The sequence below is a fragment of the Paenibacillus sp. SAF-068 genome, from assembly GCF_051967555.1.
In the GTDB taxonomy this organism is placed as follows: Bacteria; Bacillota; Bacilli; order Paenibacillales; family Paenibacillaceae; genus Paenibacillus.
In genome coordinates, this window is record NZ_JBQCJX010000001.1 from 24271 (window position 1) to 43130 (window position 18860).

General features: G+C 47.6%; 9 protein-coding genes. 6 read left to right on the top strand and 3 right to left on the bottom strand.

All coding sequences use genetic code 11. The features are described 5' to 3' along the window. Positions 1-101 precede the first annotated feature (101 nt). Complete coding sequence (locus ACTHPG_RS00130; protein WP_440387000.1) at positions 102-3326, top strand: response regulator; 3225 nt, start codon at positions 102-104, stop codon at positions 3324-3326. Positions 3327-3355: 29 nt separating this feature from the next. On the opposite strand, the gene ACTHPG_RS00135 is transcribed toward ACTHPG_RS00130, so the two are convergent. After that, the gene (locus tag ACTHPG_RS00135; protein ID WP_440387001.1) at positions 3356-4030 is read right to left on the bottom strand and encodes a response regulator transcription factor; all 675 of its coding nucleotides are present in this window, start codon (positions 4028-4030) and stop codon (positions 3356-3358) included. A gap of 151 nt (positions 4031-4181) precedes the next feature. Then, positions 4182-5045, bottom strand: coding sequence for a helix-turn-helix transcriptional regulator (locus tag ACTHPG_RS00140; protein WP_440390052.1), 864 nt, complete (start codon positions 5043-5045; stop codon positions 4182-4184). Between the two features lie 138 nt (positions 5046-5183). Between ACTHPG_RS00140 and fabF the strand changes: the two genes are divergently transcribed. Then, the gene (fabF, locus tag ACTHPG_RS00145; protein ID WP_440387002.1) at positions 5184-6422 is read left to right on the top strand and encodes a beta-ketoacyl-ACP synthase II; all 1239 of its coding nucleotides are present in this window, start codon (positions 5184-5186) and stop codon (positions 6420-6422) included. Between the two features lie 123 nt (positions 6423-6545). On the opposite strand, the gene ACTHPG_RS00150 is transcribed toward fabF, so the two are convergent. Continuing rightward, positions 6546-7775, bottom strand: coding sequence for a nitrate/nitrite transporter (locus ACTHPG_RS00150; RefSeq protein ID WP_440390054.1), 1230 nt, complete (start codon positions 7773-7775; stop codon positions 6546-6548). A 425-nt stretch (positions 7776-8200) separates the two neighbouring features. On the opposite strand from ACTHPG_RS00150, the gene nirB reads away from it, so the two are divergent. From nirB to ACTHPG_RS00170, 4 genes are all read left to right on the top strand, one after another. Beyond that, on the top strand, positions 8201-10441 hold the full coding sequence (gene nirB / locus ACTHPG_RS00155; protein ID WP_440387003.1) for a nitrite reductase large subunit NirB: 2241 nt from the start codon (positions 8201-8203) through the stop codon (positions 10439-10441). 39 nt (positions 10442-10480) lie between these two features. Further along, positions 10481-12613 carry an assimilatory nitrate reductase catalytic subunit NasC gene (gene nasC / locus ACTHPG_RS00160; protein WP_440387004.1) on the top strand — a complete coding sequence of 711 codons (2133 nt, stop codon included), beginning with the start codon at positions 10481-10483 and terminating at the stop codon, positions 12611-12613. Positions 12614-12953: 340 nt separating this feature from the next. Further along, a complete protein-coding gene (locus tag ACTHPG_RS00165) occupies positions 12954-13373 on the top strand; it encodes a hypothetical protein (protein ID WP_440387006.1) in 420 nt (139 codons plus the stop codon). Between the two features lie 24 nt (positions 13374-13397). Further along, entirely contained in the window at positions 13398-18368 is a 4971-nt protein-coding gene (locus ACTHPG_RS00170; RefSeq protein ID WP_440387007.1) for a DUF4132 domain-containing protein, read from the top strand. Positions 18369-18860 lie beyond the last annotated feature (492 nt).

Consider the following 18860-nt stretch of genomic DNA (forward strand, 5'->3'; position numbering starts at 1 on the left):
CCGGCATACTATGATCTGTATACTGGGGAACTGCGACCGTGAATCCGGCAATATTCATTGAATGCATGAATTCCTGAATTCGTAATGTGGACGGTGACCATTTGCTACGCGATCTTGTATTAAATTACACGCTGATTTTGATCTTTGTTTTTCTGATTCATCACTATCTGAACCAAACCAATGCTACGCGTTCATCTACGATCACGACTCGGATCATTATCGGTATTACGCTGAGCATGTTGGGTACCGCTTTATATTACTTTTATATCGTATTGAGCGATGGTACCATGTTGAATTTTAGAGCCATTGTTTATCTATTAGCCGCTTATTTTGGTGGATTTGTTTCCGCATTTGCTACTTATGCAGGCATGTGGATTTTCCGTATTAACATGGGGGTTAACCCTTTGTTTGAGAACGGGCAGTATGCATTGCTAGAGATGATGTTTGTTGTCGCGATAGGTTTGAGTTTCAAATATATTAGGAGATTTACACTCAAGTGGGTATTGGGAGCTTTGCTGCTAACTACTGTATATGAGTCGATTGTGGTGAAGACATATTCTCCTTCGCTTGCTATTCTGGGGATAATTCTGCTATTTCAGTGTATTTGCCTCTTGGCGGTTGTTCTATTTCTATACTATCTGAATCAAAATCATCGATATAGACATTTGGTCATTCAAAGGGATCAGGAGATGCTCGAAATGCTTCGTATGCAGCCTGGTTTTACTTTTAAAATTCGAAAACATAATGGAAAATTCGAATACCTTTTGCTTGAAGGAGAGATGCTCTCTCGCCTGGGTTTGGATATGAGTAATCTGAAGCAAAATTACAAACTGGGCGCTTTGAATATTATCCCTAAGGAGAAGGTAGAGTTTCTGCGAAAGCAGTTCAACCGGGCATGGGAAGGTGAATCTTTTTTTTACGAGATTGAGCATGAAGGTTACTACTCGCTGGTGAAAATCCGTCCTCTGCGAGAAGAGGGTGTGGTGAAATATGTCGTAGGGTATGGACTTGATATCACGGAACACAGAGCAGTTAAACGCAGGATTCAAGAAAGCGAAGAGAGATATCGAACACTTGAGCGAGTGTCTGCAGACTGGTTGGTCGGTATGGACAGCAACCGATGTATTGTGTCGGTTAATCAGAAATTTCTGGATGTTCTGGGTCTGAATAGGCAGGAAGTGATTGGTCGTCAGCTTGAAGAATTGTTGTTCATTGAGCAGCAGGAGAATTGGTTTTTCATTTTCCAAAAAGCCTTGCATCATAATTTAGTTCAAGATACGGAACTGAGTTTTATTGTTGGAGAAGGTCATGAGAAGCATGTTCGGGTTCATCTATACCCTGTTAAAACACTAAATCCATGTGAAAAAGTTAAGGCAGTGATTCATGATATTTCGGATCAGTATAATCGTGTGAAGGCTGACAAAGCAAGCCGGGCGAAAAGCGAGTTTCTTGCATTCATGAGTCACGAGATTCGTACCCCACTGAGCGGCATTATCAGCTTTTCGCTGTTGCTTCAACGTACGGATCTATCCCCACAACAAAAGGATTATTTGAGTAAAATCAATGCTTCCTCTCAAACCCTGCTTACTCTTGTGAATGATATTCTTGATTTTTCAAAAATTGAGGCAGGCAAGCTGATTTTGGAACAGATTTCTTTCTCACCAGAGGATGTGTTTAAGCGTGTGGCAGATCAGGTTGGCGTAGCTATCGGAAATAAAGATATCGAAGTGATCTTTACAACCGATCCCGATCTGCCGTTAACGGTGATAGGTGATCCATTCCGACTTGAACAGGTGTTATTGAATCTGCTGAGTAATGCGATTAAATTTACGGAGCATGGCTATGTAACGCTGAAGGCAGAGGTGCTCTCATTGGAGGCGGAGCGGGTTCAGGTTCGTTTTGAGATAGAGGATACCGGAATTGGAATTTCACCCGAGCAACTGGAGCGGCTGTTTGTCCCGTTTACTCAAGCAGAGCCTTCAACGTATCGAACATATGGTGGTTCTGGACTCGGGCTGGTCATCTGTTACCTTCTGGTGACATCCTTGGGAGGAAACTTGCGGGTGGATAGTGTGCTGGGAGAGTACAGTCTGTTTTCATTCGACTTGATATTTGAACTTGCAGATTCGGAAGAAGAAAGTTCCTTCCTGCAAACATACCCCCTTCTCTATTGTGCGCATGACGTCATTATTATTGAAGAAGATGAACGAATGGGCGAAAATCTGAAGCAGATACTCTACTCATTCGGGATGAAGTCGAAACTGTATCCTGCGTTGAAGCCTATGATGGAGAGCGATTGGAGTATAGCTGATGCGGAGGGGATAGGTTCGATATTATTTATGATCGATATGGATGCAGAACACGTACGTAATGATTCAACCTGGGACAACCTGATCAAGCGATTAGATCGAACAAAAGTTCAGGTGGTAGGTTATACGCATGCGCTCAGTGAGAATGCCCTCTGGAGTGAGGAGAAATCCATTCAACTGGACATGATGATGGTCAAACCCATTACACGTCTGGGATTATTTGAAGTCATACTTGCCCTTCAGGGTGAAGGACCGCTGGAGAAGCATCAGATGGTAGACGGCGAGGATTCCTATTCACCGAACTCGAAAGGACACATTCTGATAGCGGAAGATCATGAAATCAATCAATTGGCTATTCGGGCCATGCTGGAACATATCGGATTCGAAGTGACCCTGGCAGACAGTGGCACAGAGGTTTTGAAGAAATTGAACGAACAAGCATGGGAACTTATTCTGATGGATCTCTACATGCCAGACATGAATGGAATGGATGCCGTGCGACACATTCGCAAGATGAGGGAATATGATCGTACACCCATTATTGCGCTTACAGCAAATGGTTTAAAGAAAGACTATGAATCATATCTTGAAGCGGGCATGAATGCCATCCTGACGAAGCCCATAGATGAACAACAGATTGCAGACATAATGGCAATATGGATTGATCTAAAAGGAATAAGGAAAATCAATGGAATTGATGTGGAAAAGGCGATCAATCAGATGGACGGCAAGCCGTATATTCTGCAGTATGCACTCACGAGATTCAGAGTGGAGTATGGATCATTTCAGAAGAAACTCAAGACTCAGCTTCAGCAGCAGCAGATTGCTGCAGTGATCCGCAACGTCCATTCACTCCGAGGTGTAGCTGCCAATCTGCATGCAGTGGACCTGTTACGTCTGGTTCTTCAATTGGAATCGTTCTTGTCCCGTCCGGTATTTGAAGAAGAGGAACTAAATTCGGTGTTGGAGAAGGTGCAACAAGAGATTGATATCATCACTGGCTCCCTGCCATGGTGACATGGTGACCTAAATGAAGCTGTGCTGCTTTAAGGTGTGAACTTATATCCGACCCCCCAAATGGTTTGAATATATTGGGGGTTTTTCGGGTTGTCCTCGATTTTTTTACGAAGTTTGGTAATATGTACATCGATGGTGCGATCATTAATGTAGGCATCCGTACCACGAATGGCTTCAATCAGGGCATACCGACTGTACACCTTGCCAGGATTGAGGACAAACAGCTTCATGATCTCAAATTCGGAGAACGTCATTTCGACTCGCTCGTTATTCAACAGAACGATTCTTCGGGCCAGGTCGAGAGATATTCCGGTTTCCTGTTCGGTAACAACAGAGCTGTTCAATATGGAGTAGCGGCGCAATACAGCCTCCATACGTGCTTTTAGCTCCTGCATGCTGAAAGGTTTACAGACATAGTCATCAGCCCCATCCGTTAATGAGCGAATCCGTTCAGAAACTTCGGTTAACGAAGAGATAACGATGATGGGAATGGGGGTATGTTGACGCATGAGAGAACAAGGATTTTGATTATCCGAATCAGGGAGCATCAAGTCAAGAAGCAGGATATCAGGCCGCGCTTGAAGCTGTAGAAGACCATCTCTTGCGTTATCGACACGGATAACATCATACCCTTCACCTTGTAAATATAGGGATAATGTATCGCCTAACATATTGTCGTCCTCTATGATAAGCACTTTGGTCATGATATTCCTTTCTGAATCCCCTTCATGTAGAAGGACTAAGATCCATGGGTTAGCTTAATATACTTGATCATGTATACCCTGATAATTAAAATTTGCAACATGAGGGTGTCCGAATGCTGATATGACTGGGTAAGGCCTGAGAGATTCTAAGTTAATTCTTAGCAAGATATGAATTCGCTTCACGCTCGATCAAGCGCATCAGTTTACGTTCGGTAGCGGTGTCTGGAGCTGGGGTATACACACTGCAACGCAGATCAGAGCTGCCTTTAACCTGCAATGAGGTCAGATCAAACAGCATTTTGCCTGCTTTGGAATGTCTGAATTCAATTAACACATCCGGGGCACTGCTGACACTGCTTTGTTTCCAAAGTGTCTGAAAATCGGAATGTCTGCTCATCATGTCATCCAGAAATAAATTATACCATTCATCATCCACATACTGACCATAATAAGCACGAAATATTGCCAGAAATCCGCTAACAAAATCCTCCCAGTTCACCGCGAGCCTGCGAAATTCCTTTCGATCAAATAACAGACTGATCATATTCCGCTGTTCGGGAGGAATCTGTTCAAAATCCATAAAAACATGCCGGGCTGCATCATTCCAGCCAACAATGTAACAACGCCGATCCGAGATCACGGTAGGGCAGTGATGAAGTTCTTGTAAAATTTTCTGCAAGGAAGGATGAAGTTGAACCGGTTCTTCTTCCAGTGTGGGCAGTTCCGTATGATGCTCCATGGCGAGTGAAAACAGATACTTTCGTTCATCTGCAGTAAGCCTTAGTGCTGAAGCAATGTTATCCAACACGGAATGGGAGACCTGAATATCCCGACCTTGTTCAAGCCAGGTATACCATGTTGTGCTCACGCCTGCCAGTTGGGAAACCTCTTCTCTCCTCAGCCCAGGGGTTCTTCTCCGACTTCCAGTGGGTAAACCGACCGATTCGGGAGAAATTTTGGAACGCTGTGTTTTCAGAAAAGTGGACAATGCCTGTAACCTGACATCGTAGTTCAATTCATCACCTTCAATTCTCGTTATCATGGTAGTCATTATACTATTATAATTGACAACTTGTAATAGGATATTCAAAAGTGCACTATTAGTGTCAGAACGTAAGATTAAGGTAGACAAACGTGCTGAAGGAGAATGAACATGGAACGAGTCGTGATTACAGGTATGGGAGTTATCTCCCCTTTGGGAAATGATGTAGATACATTCTGGAATGGATTAATTGAGGGTAGATCAGGTGTATCACCTATAGAGCATTTCGATGCAGCTTTGTACAAAACCAGAATCGCTGGCGTGGTCCATGATTTTGATGGTGAAGAGCGTTTTGGTCGCAAGGAAGCAAGGCGTATGGATCGATTCGTGCAATTTGCTGTTGCTGCTGCGGACCAGGCTATATCGCAATCGGGTCTTGTGATGGATGAACTGGACCGTGAACGGGTAGGTGTATATATTGGTTCAGGTATAGGAGGAATCCAGACATTGATGGAACAAGGCAAAGTCCTGTCCGATCGGGGACCTGCGCGAGTCAGTCCAACACTGGTACCCATGATGATATCCAATATGGCTGCGGCTATGGTCAGCATGAGGTTTGGTTGCTGGGGGCCGACATTGTCGCCAGTAACCGCTTGTTCCATTGGCAATACAGCTATTGGAGAAGCTTTCCGGATCATTCGTCATGGCGGAGCCGATGTCATTATTGCTGGCGGGACAGAGGCAGCTGTAACTGAAGTGTCACTGGCAAGCTTCGGTAATGCGACAGCGTTGTCAACAAGAAATGAAGCGTTCCATGCAGCAAGCCGTCCATTTGATGCGGGGAGAGACGGTTTTGTCATGGCGGAGGGCGCTGGGATACTGGTTGTTGAGTCACTATCTCATGCACTGGAACGAGGGGCAAATATTCTTGCCGAAGTAATTGGATATGGTGCCAGTTCAGATGCATATCATATGGTAGCAACCCACCCGGAAGGACGGGGGGCATATCTGGCAATGAAAGCAGCGCTTAAAGAAGCTCAGATTGAACCTGAAGACATCGATGTAATTAATGCTCATGCCACCAGTACGGAGGCGGGCGATCTCTCTGAGACGAGAGCGATTAAGCAACTTTTCGGGGAAGCTGCCTATGATATTCCGGTCACAGCGAATAAGTCCATGACAGGACATATGCTTGGTGCAGCTGGTGGTGCGGAGGCGATCTCACTTATTCAAAGCCTGCGTCATGGCATCATTCCTCCAACCATCAATCAGGAGCAGAGTGACCCTGAATGTGATCTGGACTATGTACCCAATGAGGCAAGAAGAGCAGATTTGCGGATTGGAATGTCCAATTCCTTTGGTTTTGGCGGTCATAATGCGGTGATTGTTCTTCAAAAATATTCTTCTTAAGCTAAAAGAACAGCTGAAATAACCAAAGGAACAGCGCAGCCTGGTGAGGCCACGCTGTTCCTTTGGTTATATGCGAATCATTCGTATCACGGAACCCTATTAACAGGCAAGTGTTTGCATGCCTTACGAAGAGAGAGGTGTTGATTCCGCTAAGCCTTTGCTGCCCCGACTCAACCAGCTTACACGCCAGCGGGATTGCATGAAGAGAACAAGGAACAGGGAAGCTGCAGCAATCAGGCTAAGAATGACGAAGCCTGGAGTGTAGGATTGGTAGCTGCTATACAGTTGACCGAGAATCAGCGGCAGTGCGTATCCGCCCAACCCGCCAGCCGCGCCTACAATGCCTGTCATCAGGCCAATCTCGTTACCGAAGCGTTGCGGAACCAGTTGGAACACGGATCCATTTCCAGCTCCCAAACACATCATACCGAGGAACAGCATGACCACTACAACAGGAAGTGGTGGCATGAAGGATACTCCAATCAACATGACGCAGGCTCCTGTATAAAGGAAAGTCAGCATGCGGGTTCCACCAATTTTGTCTGCCAGATAACCCCCTACAGGCCGGAAGAAGCTGCCTGCAATGACACAGAAGGTGGTAATATCTGCGGCTCGAACAGGAGAAAGTCCATACTGGGTGTTGAAGAAGATGGTTAGATAGTTACATAATCCAACGAAACCACCAAAGGTTACACAATAGAAGGCACAGAATACCCAAGCATCTTTTTGTTTAAGCAGACTTCCGTATTGGGACAATTTCTTGGGTTCAGGCCGGTTAGGGCTATTCTTGGCAAAGACAGAAAAGAGAATAAATACGAGAGCAATCGGTATAATAGCAAGTCCGAATACAACTTCCCAGCTGCCAAAATGCGTTGCCAAGCGATTGGCAAACAACGTCGCGAGTACGGTTCCGCTGTTACCCGCCCCGGCAATACCCATGGCAAGACCCTGATGCTCTTTCCCATACCATTGACCAGCCAGCGGCAGCGCAGCAGCAAAGGAGGCACCTGCGACACCGAGCAAGAGTGCCACCACGTACAATTGACTTAAAGAGTCGACCCATAGCCAGCCGAGTAATAAAGGAACGAGTGTGACGAGCATCCCGATCTGCGCGGTCAGTTTCGGACCAATATAATCAGACATGAAGCCGAGCACAAGGCGCAGAATGGAGCCGCCAAGGATAGGCAATGCCACAAGATTGGCCTTTTCCAGCGGAGTCATCGGATAATCCAACGCAATCACAACTGCGAGTGGACCAAGCATCCCCCATATCATAAAACTGATGTCAAAATACATAAACGCCCCGAAGAGGGTAGGCTTATGCCCGCTTTTCCAAAAACTTTTGCTCTCCATCATCCATCATCGCTCCTCATCCAATTGAGATCTTCGTCATTTGTCTATGTGCTTGTTGAGGCAGAAAAAGGCCGCAATTCGTCCAGTTCAGAACGATTTGCGGCCCCGTTGCCGACAGGCGGTACACGTCATTGTGTTCCCGCATCTGAGTTGATCACAGCACTGTGATTTTGATTCAAATTATAAGCAAGAAAAAATGTGTATGTCAACAAAAATTACACGTAATTTTAAATAATTCATTTTTTTATCTATTTACGAATGTTTTGTGTTAATTTAGTTGACACAAGATTGAGATTCCCTTAATCTGAATCTAATATGAATCCACACAAAGGCGTGTGTATTCCGGAGGCAACGGTGCCCTTTTCCGAATGATGGAGAAGGGGTTTTTCTGTTTATTTTCAGATAAGAGAGATAGGGGGCAGCCCATGAGCAGAAGCAAACTGGTGATTATCGGGAACGGTATGGCTGGCGTGAAGTGTGTTGAAGAGATCATCGCACTGGAGCCTGATACGTATGAGATTGTCATCTACGGCAATGAACCCCGTCCCAATTACAATCGGATCATGTTATCGAAAGTATTGCAGGGGGAGCATTCGTTACAGGATATCATAATCAATGATTGGAGCTGGTATGCCGAGCATCATATCCGGCTATGTACAGGTGAAACGGTGCACCGAATTGATACCCGAGGAAAATATATAGAGACTGAATCCGGCCTAAGGGAAACGTATGATGTCCTGATTCTGGCCACAGGTTCCTCACCGTTTATCCCACCGATTCCTGGAATGGATAAAGAGCGGGTCATGTCCTTCCGGACCATGGATGATTGTACGCGAATGTCTGACTATTCCAAAGTCTACCGGAAGGCCGCAGTCATTGGTGGTGGGTTGCTGGGACTGGAGGCTGCACGCGGGTTGCTGCATCTGGGTATGGAAGCTGTGGTGGTTCATAATGCACCTTACATTATGAACCGACAGTTGGATCAAAAAGCCGCCGCGATGCTTCAGGAGGAGCTTGAAGACCAGGGCATGTACTTTCTTTTGTCCAAAAATACGCAGAAAATTACCGGACGATCGCAGGCGCAGGGGCTGCTGTTCACCGATGGTTCCAGGCTTGAAGCTCAGGTTGTCATTGTCGCTGTGGGAATTCGGCCAAATGTGGATTTGGCCAGACGCAGCGGAATCGCCACCAATCGGGCAATTATGGTAGATGACTATATGCGCACCAGTGTGCCGGATATATACGCAGTGGGGGAATGTGCCGAACATCGGGGAATCAGTTATGGTCTGGTAGCCCCCTTATACGAACAAGGAAAGGTGCTTGCCCGTACGCTCTGTGGACAGGAAACGTCTGAATACAAAGGGTCTATTCCCTACTCACAGTTGAAGGTATCAGGCGTTGATGTTTTCTCGGCAGGCGATATTGGTGGGGAAGGCATGCAGACCGCAATTCAACATCTGGATGGCATTCAAGGCACATATAAGAAAGTGTTGATGCAGGCTGGAAAAGTGCGTGGAGCCATTTTATTTGGAGATACAACCGAAGGAACGGCATTGCTTGGACTGGTGCAACGAGGTGCGGATGTAGCGGAATTGGCTCCGCGTGAAGGGGGCCCTGATCCGGCTGAGATGGCCGCTGCCGCATTACCGTCTCAGGAGACCGTATGTGCCTGCAACAATGTGACCAAGGCTGCCATTATGAAGGCGATTCATGAACATGGGTTGGAAACGGCAGATCAGGTGAAGGAGCAGACCAAGGCATCGGGTTCATGCGGTGGCTGTCGCCCGATGGTGGCTGCACTGTTGAAACACACGCATAATCTAAAAAATAACGGGGGTACTGGGGTGGAAGCCGCACCGGGTAAACCTGTTCCAATGCCGGTATGCAGTTGTACGGAGCTAGGGCATGCAGAACTGAAGGAATTGCTAGCTGATATTATAGTTCGGGAAACAGGTGATCTCACCGGGGTCCTTCAGAAGCTGGCTTGGAGTTCGGAGCACGGCTGCAGTGTGTGTCGCCCTGTGATTCATTACTACTTACAGGTATCCAATCGATTGATCAATGATAGAGAGAGCACGCTTGCTGAGTATTGGACAGTTGTACGAAATGGAAATCAGATTGAGCTTTCAAGAGATGATGAGATAGAGGGTCACTTGGAGGTTCAGGTGCGTTGGGATGATCAGACCAAGCTTTCATCCTATGCGAAGGATGCGAGTGGCTTGGCAGCAAAGCTTCGTACGATTTGGAACGGTGCAGCGATGCCATCGTCTGTGAATCTAGGGGTTGCACCAGGACCAGGATCATGGGTGAGCGCACTGGTTCAGGATATCGGCTTATTGGCTTCACCAGCTGGATGGGAGATCTACGCAGGTGGTCACGCAGAGCACCCTGTGAAGGAAGGCAGGCTGCTTGCGGTGGCTGAGACGGAGATGCAAGCGGCCATGCTTGCATCAGCCTGTCTTCAGTGGTATCGCCAAACGGCTTGGTATGATGAGCCATTATGGGCATGGACCGAGCGAATGGGATTCATGTCGATTAGAGAAACGCTGCTGGATGACCAATTACAGAAGGAACTTGTTGCGATTCATTATCAAGAGCTGGATGCAGCTTTAGCATCCAGCATGAAGCAATCTCTTGAATCTTCAGCGGTGCAGGGCACCATCTGAAACGGATCGGTCGATTACAGCTGAAAGGCAGGGATGAAAATGGGATTATCGATAACTTCGGAAATGGCGGCATCCAAGCTGTATGTGAAAGAAACGCAATGTCCATATTGCAGTGTGCAATGCAAGATGAAGGTCGAAGAGCTGGCTGGGCCTGTTGCAGGCCACAGCCGAGCGGAATATACGGTCCAGGGAGTTCCGAATGAAGCCTCTCAGGGCAGGCTGTGTGTGAAGGGCATGAATGCCCATGAGCATGCGCTCAGTAGACAGCGATTAATGCACCCGCTGATTCGTCGCAATGGCGAGCTGGAATCCTGTTCCTGGGAAGAGGCCATTCAGACCATTGCAGAGCGGTTTCAGGACTTGAAAGATTCATATGGAGCAGATGCGGTCGGAGTATACGGAGGCGGATCTTTGACGAATGAGACCGCCTACCTCCTTGGCAAATTTGCAAGGGTTGCATTGGGTACGAAGTACATCGACTATAATGGACGGTTCTGCATGTCAGCTGCGGCTTCAGCTGGCAGTAAGGTGTTCGGGATGGACCGTGGATTGACGTTCCGCCTGTCCGATATTCCCAAGGCAGGCTGCATCGTACTCGCAGGTACGAATATTGCAGAATGCCAACCTACTCTCTTGCCGTACTTTAATCAGGCGAAGGAGAATGGAGCCTTCATTATCGTTATTGATCCACGCAAGACGGCAACCGCGGCTATCGCCGATCTTCACTTGCAGGTGAAACCTGGCATGGATGCACTGCTGGCGGATACCCTGCTGAAGGTGATTATGGATGCCGGATTGATAGACCTTCATTTTATAGGCGAACGAACGCATGGTTACGAGCAATTGATACAAGCATTGGCTGACGTGGAACTCGAACAGGCCGCACAAGCGTGTGGGGTGGATATGGCCTTAATTCGTCAGGCAGCGATGGCTTATGGTGAGGCTGAGAAAGGCATGATCATGACAGCACGTGGTGTGGAGCAGCAGACGGATGGGCATATGGCCGTCAGACATTTTCTCAACCTGGTATTAGCGACTGGCAAAATTGGCCGAGAAGGCTGTGGATATGGTGCCATCACAGGTCAGGGAAATGGGCAGGGTGGACGGGAGCATGGGCAGAAGGCTGACCAGTTGCCGGGTTATCGATCGATTGAAAATGAAGATGATCGTGCCTATGTGGCATCCGTCTGGGGCGTGGACCCCGCAAGTCTGCCAGGTAAAGGGGTCTCGGCCTACGAGATGATGGAGAAGGTTCATGATCAGGAGATTCGGGCATTACTCGTGATGGGCTCCAATCCGGTTGTATCCAATCCCAATGTGCGTTTGGTGGAAGAAGGTCTGCGCAAGCTGGATTTTCTGATCGTGGCAGATATGTTTTTGTCCGAGACAGCACGAATGGCTGATCTGGTTCTGCCGGTTACATCTTATATGGAGAATGAAGGCACACTGACCAATCTGGAGGGGCGTGTTCTGCTCCGTGAACAGGGGCGACCTGCACCAGGAGAAACGCTCGATGATTGGGTTATATTATGCCGGATTGCTGCACAATTGGGCAAAGCCTCTACCTTTGAATATGACAGTGCTGAAGATATCTTTAATGAGCTTCGGGTGGCCAGTCGGGGGGGAGTCGCGGATTACTACGGCATTACCTATGAGCGTTTGCGTAACGAGAAAGGGGTATACTGGCCGTGTTCTGCCCCGAAGGAGCAGGGAGAAGGACTACTGTTCATTGAACGATTCGCCCACCCCGATGGTAAAGCGGCATTTACATTCGAATCAAGTCCGGGCTGGAATGATACATCGCCGGAATTCCCCCTGATTCTAACCAATGGCCGTGTGCTTCCTCATTATCTTACAGGGGTGCAGACACATCGCAGCCCGTCTCTCGCTGCCCGTGAATTGGAGAACTTTGTTGAACTTCACCCGGCTACCGCTGCGCGTCATCGTATTCAAGATGGAGAATGGGTAGAGATTCAATCGGTGTATGGGAGCTTCGCGGTTCGTTCGCGCATCAAAGATTCGATTCGGGAGGATACCTTGTTCGTGCCGATGCATTGGGGCGGCGCTCAGAATGTGAATCGGGCGACCAGACCGGAGTTGGACCCGTTCTGCCGTATGCCTGGGTTCAAGACAGCAGCCGTAAGCATTCGAGCGTTACGATTGGTCAGATAATTCGTACAGAGTTCAGATTACAGGTTACCAGGTGTCATAAGTTGCTCTTATGATAGCTAAGCGGCCGCCCAGTCCCATGGTTACATGAGACGGGGCGGCTTTTTTTGCGTATATGTATGCAAGTATGTCATAGTTCCGTGGTTCCACGTAAACATGAGGATTGACTCATGAATATATACTGAATTTTAGTTATGATGTTCATTAGGGGTACATATGTACGTATTTTTAATTTTGTTTTGAGACAGATATTCATTCGGGTTTAGGTTATTACGCATCGTGGTATAGATATCGGGGCTTATGGAAGCTTCTTCTAATAGGGCAGGACAGAGGGGGGAAGACGGTGAACGTATGGATAACGGTAAAAAGTCTGGGTAAGCGCAAGCCGGCACTTGCCAAGCAAGCTGCCGAACTTCCGGAAACAACCCATACGCTAAGGCAGCTCATTGAGAACATGGTGGCTCTGCAAGTGAAAGCTCTTCAGGACAAGAAGCAACAGGCAGAATTACTCACCTATCTGATGCCGGATAATATTGAGAAGCAGGGAGCGGCGGGGAAAGTTGGATTTGGCGCAGTATACAATGAGGGCGTTCCTGATCTGAATGGTGCGATGGAGACGGCAATAACCGCTTATGAGGATGGGTTGTACAAAGTGTTTCTCAACGATGAAGAATTGCAGGAACTGGACCAATCCATGGTGATACAGGACGGCGATAACGTGGTGTTTATCCGTTTTACAATGCTTGCCGGACGTCTGTGGTAGAGAGCAATGAAGGAGGAGAACAGGATGAATCAGGAAGAGCAAGAACAGGTGTATATGGATGCATTGCAGGAAAGAGCCAAATCGTTAACAGGGGTACAGCTTGAGTTGGCAAACTATGTTGTGGAGATCGCCGGGTCTACGTATTTGCGTGGGGACGAAAAGATGTTTTTGAATACGGAAAAGTTGCTTAAAAGATTAGCTGCGGACTCACAGAATTCATTATTCGAGCCACTATTTGATGTGCTCCAGCATCTGGCGAGCGAGTCATTGGTTGCACGATTCCGTTATATCGCAAAGCGTGCGACTCGTTTCCCATACAGTAACAATTATGAACGCAGGCCCTTCCGCACGTCCGATCCGGAACAGCATGTAGCACAGGTTGTTCGCAAACTGATGGGATTGTTCCGAATGGAAATGAAAGACTTCTCTCTTAGTGAATATGTGTCACTTCGTGAGTACAAGCTGGATTATCTGCATGAGATCCGTTGGGTCCTGGCGGATTGTATCGCATACGAATTGGATCATCAGGGCGGAGATATGAAGCAGGCACTGCACGAGATTATATATGGCGACAATCAGAATGCATTGTTAACCCATGAAATGATCAAAGGCATATTCATGAGCGATCAGGTGGATGCCTATCAGATGATTGGTGAGCTGCTGGTTGCAGCAAGGTTGCAGGAAGGTTTGCGCCAAAGCATTGTGGAGCGCATGGATGAAGGAACCCTGGAAGCCTATATTCACATATTAAAAATCATCATCGACAACAACCTGATTCGTTTCAGTTCGGTGGTAAGAGCACTCGCTGTATGGACAGGGATCGGCATAGAAGCAGCCAATCAACGTGTTGCCGCACAGCTCATTGAACAGGCACACGAGGCGTTGGTTCAGCCAGAAGTACGCGAGGCCTGGCAGCAGGAAGCGAATGCCAACAAGCTCTTTATCAGCCTGTGGGCGACAGCGGTCATTGAAGAGAATGAGTTGGAGAGCAAGATCATCGAAATTATGGATCAAGGCCAATTATATCAGAAGATTGTTGCCCAATACGTACTGGCTAACAGCCAGAATAGAGAGCTTCGTATGCACATTGCACGTCGTTATCTGGAGGCGCAGGATACCGAGTTGATGCACTGGGTTGTGACGAACTATAGTGCCGCATACATGTACAACTGGAATTTCGAGAATGGAGAGAATCAGCGTAGCGTCTACGTGTGGTCATTGCCTGCTCTTGAGGATAAAGCCTTGCGACGTCAGGACTTTGATCGATTCAAACAGATGCTGGCTGCCATTCCGAAAGGCGGGTCAGGTGGACCCTCGGGTGTACTTGAGTATGTTCATTACCGGATTGATATGGATGATGTAGTCAAGAAAATGTTATATCTGGCTGCTTATGATATGGACCCGGAATGGATCGGGGAAGTCATTGCAATCAAGGACCTGTTGAGCCCGGAACTGCGCGGAGAACTGCTGTCCCAGTTTGTTCAGCATCCTGACAATGAGGTGCAAAGACAGTTTGTGTTTGAGAGTTTGTCTGATAAAAGCATCAGTAACCGGGAGAGTGCCCTCGCCAAGGCGAAGCTGCTCACGTTGACGGTTGAAGAGATGCAACAGATGGAGGCGCTGATGAAGCTCAAGACAGGCTCGCTTCGTCAGAAGGTCATCCATGTATTGTTATTACAGCCCGTGGACCAATTGACGGTCTCACTGAAGCGCCTTCTGCTGGCCAAGAGTGAACTGCAGCGTCTGGGTGCGCTCGAATTGTTGACCGAGATTGCAGCAGATCCAGAACGGACAGATCAGCAGGAGGCATTGCAGCCATTGGCACAGCTGATCGAGACACCAACCGCGAAGGAACAGAAATTGCTCGACAAGCTGAAGGATCAGGGGAGTCGCTATACGGCCGCTAACGGGTATGGTTTATTCGATCCGAAGCGACGTGAGCCATTGCTGGATGAGAAGCGTGATCTCAAGGGCCATACGCCGAAGGATATTTTGACACTTTCTCTGGACAAGATCAGACCATTCCTGGAGGGACTTAGTGGGTTGGTGCATGAACACAGGGATTATGAGTATGAAGTGGAATACTACGCTGGCTACAAAGACACATTGCTCGTTGGAGCGAATCTTCGTTCAAGGGTTCCGTATGCAGAGCGGAGTGAAATGAAGCAGATGGAACAGTTCCCGCTGCACGATGTATGGGAGAACTATATTCAACATAGCGAGTTTGGCAGTGTGGAGTTAATGCAGTTGTATATGGGTATACAGTTCCGGGAGTTCCATGGCAAATTGAGCGAACATTACAGTTATTTTCACGATCAGTATGACTATGAAGAATTGCAAAAGATTCCGTTACTGGAAGGATGGCGCAAGACGTTTGCTGAACAGCTCTATCCACTGGATGATATCGAGAAACTGCAGCAGATGCTAAATTCGTTACCGTATAAGGACCAGGTAGTGGCACTGATATCGGCGGCATTTCAGGATAGCGATCCGATCGATACGTTTGAGATCGCTGAGAAAGCTTGGGCCTCTATCATCGCGAGTATGCCTGTTGATCGACTCGAGAAGGATTCAGGCATGCTTCATATTCTGACTGGACCTTGGAATTATGCGGTTCGTGGCAAAATTCATGACGATAACAGCTTCAAACGTTTCTTCCAGACAGCGTACCAGTTCACCAGTCTTGTAGAGAATAGTCAACCACTGTCTTTGCTGTCACTTGAAGATTTCCTGCGTGCGTACCAGTTGAACCAGATTGATGAACAGGAGATATATCGACAGGTGCTGGTTGGTGGGAATCGCCTGATGTTTATTCGGGAGCTAACATCTACTCGTACAGAAGGGACCGAGAATGATCCGAAGCTGATTCACTTACGGGATACAGTCGTTAATCGGATTCTGGAAATCGAGCTGACCCGGGGAGAACTATCTACAGAAGTAAGTACACTTGCCATGAAACTGGAACGAATTGAAGGCATGGAACACTGGGTACATCTGGTCTCTGCGATGGATCAGGATACCTTTGTGCGTGGATATATCTACAGTTATGGAGACAACACAACACGCAAAGAGACGTTCAGCTATCTGATTCAACATTGTCATCCACGGGATGGAAAAGATGAGAAACAACTCGGAGAGTTGCTCCAGAAATACCCGATTAAAGAGAAAAAATTGCTGGAAGCAGCCATGTACGCACCACAGTGGATGGAGATTGTTGCAAAACATCTGGGATGGGAAGGTCTCCGTAGTGCGGCATGGTACTTCCATGCTCATATCAATGAACGCTTTACTGCGGAGAAAGAAACCATCGTGGCTCACTATTCTCCCATCTCCCCACAGGATTTTAATGAAGGTGCGTTTGATATCGCCTGGTTTGAAGAAGCCTATGCTGCTGTCGGGGAGGAACGATTCAATCTGTTATACGATTGCGCCAAGTATATTTCCGGGGGAGCCAACCATCGCAGATCCCAATTGTTCGCGGATGCGGCACTGGGTAAGCTTCGACTGGAGGACATGCGTGATTCCGTGTCAGACAAGCGAAACAAAGATCATTTGTTAACTTACAGTTTGATCCCATTCGGCGCAAATCGGGAACAGGATCTGCGTGAGCGTTACGACTTCATTCAGAAATTCCTGATGCAGAGCAAGCAATTCGGCGCACAACGCCGAGCAAGTGAAGGTGTGGCATCACAGATTGCACTGGGTAACCTTGCTCGTAATGCAGGCTATGCCGATGTTACGCGGCTGATGTGGGACATGGAAGCACGTAAGCTCGATGAGATGAAATCTTTCTTTGAGCCACATGCATTGGATGCGGACACGACAGCACAATTGGTCATTGATGAGGAAGGCCAGCCCGAGATGGTTATCGTTAGCAAAGGGAAGACTCTCAAGTCTGTACCTGCCCGGTTCAAAAAAGATGGATATATCGCTGAACTGAAAGAGCTCAAATCGGATCTGGTGGATCAGTATCGCCGGGCTAGGCAGGAACTGGAACGTTCGATGACGGCTGGAACATCCTTTACACGTCAGGAAATTGCCAGTCTGATGCAAAATCCGGTTATACATCCGCTGGTAAGAACGCTTGTATTCCAGTCAGGTGACAAGACCGGTAGATTCGATGTATCGTCCAGTGGTTTGGTTGCTCCAGGGCCGGAGGGTACGATCCATGCACTATTGGAAGAGGATCAACTGTTGATTGCTCATCCACTTCATCTGTATCAGAGCGGAAGCTGGAGTGAATTCCAGCGGGATCTGTTCACCCGCCAGGAGCGTCAGCCATTCAAGCAGGTATTCCGTGAGCTGTATCTTCCTAACGAGGACGAATTGGCTAATGGTACGGTGTCCCGACGATATGCCGGGTATCAGATTCAACCGAAAAAAGCAGTAGCTCTGCTTAAAGGACGTCAATGGACGGTTAGTTATGAAGAAGGTCTGCAGAAGGTAAGTTACGAGCACAATCTGATCGCGAATCTCTATGCCATGGCGGATTGGTTCTCACCGGCAGATACCGAGGCTCCCACGCTGGAGACGGTGCAATTCTACGATAGCAAGACTTACAAACCTGTAGCGCTACAAGATGTGCCACTGACGTTCTTCTCGGAAGTTATGCGCGATATTGATCTGGTGGTCAGTATTGCACATGTGGGAGGCGTAGATCCGGAAGCCAGCCTGACCACCATCGAGATGCGTCACGTCATTGTGAACGAGTCATTGCGTCTGCTGAAGATCGACAATGTACGTCTGGACGGGAACTACGCCCGGATTGTTGGTGAATTGGGTGAGTATGCTGTACATCTGGGCAGTGGTAATGTGTTCAAACAAGCCACAGGTGCCCTTCATATCGTGCCGGTGCACAGTCAGCATCGGGGCCGAATCTTCCTGCCATTCCTCGATGAAGATCCGAGAACGGCAGAGATTCTGTCCAAGGTGATGTTACTTGCCGAGGATAAGAAGATCAAGGACCCGCAGATTCTTGCACAGTTACAGAACTAGTAAGCGATTGAATCGCCCTATATAAATCATAAAGGCAACTGAGGAACCTGATAAAAGGGACTTCAGTTGCTTTTATATTTTTGGATACTTCAATGGGCCGGATTGGTTACGGTTTCAAATAGACTTGCGACCCAGAGTGTCTCAGCATATTCCTTAATCTGATAATTAGTTGCATTAATTGGTTGATCGGGAGTGGGTCGAACTGACTGTTTTTAAAAGTAAAGAATTTGTTCGAAAGTAGTTACGGAAATGTAAATAATTCGTTTTCTTGTTTTGTTATCTGAATTATAAGAGAGGTGATGCCAAAGAACTAGGCTCCTTCCAATTGATCTTTTACCAAATTTAAGGGGATGTAATTCAGCATCAGGTCGGCTATCGTTAGGAAGCGAAATCTGCTGACTTGCTTGCAGGCTGCAGTTTCCGAAGCCATGTGCAGGACGACCTGAATGCTTGAAAGACTGGGATCAAGCCAGTTTGCATTCCCTTGTATAC

Bases quoted from the DNA above. Each gene is read 5' to 3' on its own strand.
- nirB (WP_440387003.1), top strand. From the start codon at position 8,201: ATGAGCAGAAGCAAACTGGTGATTATCGGGAACGGTATGGCTGGCGTG.
- fabF (WP_440387002.1), top strand. From the start codon at position 5,184: ATGGAACGAGTCGTGATTACAGGTATGGGAGTTATCTCCCCTTTGGGA.
- ACTHPG_RS00150 (WP_440390054.1), bottom strand. From the start codon at position 7,775: ATGGAGAGCAAAAGTTTTTGGAAAAGCGGGCATAAGCCTACCCTCTTC.
- ACTHPG_RS00170 (WP_440387007.1), top strand. From the start codon at position 13,398: ATGAATCAGGAAGAGCAAGAACAGGTGTATATGGATGCATTGCAGGAA.
- nasC (WP_440387004.1), top strand. From the start codon at position 10,481: ATGGGATTATCGATAACTTCGGAAATGGCGGCATCCAAGCTGTATGTG.
- ACTHPG_RS00135 (WP_440387001.1), bottom strand. From the start codon at position 4,030: ATGACCAAAGTGCTTATCATAGAGGACGACAATATGTTAGGCGATACA.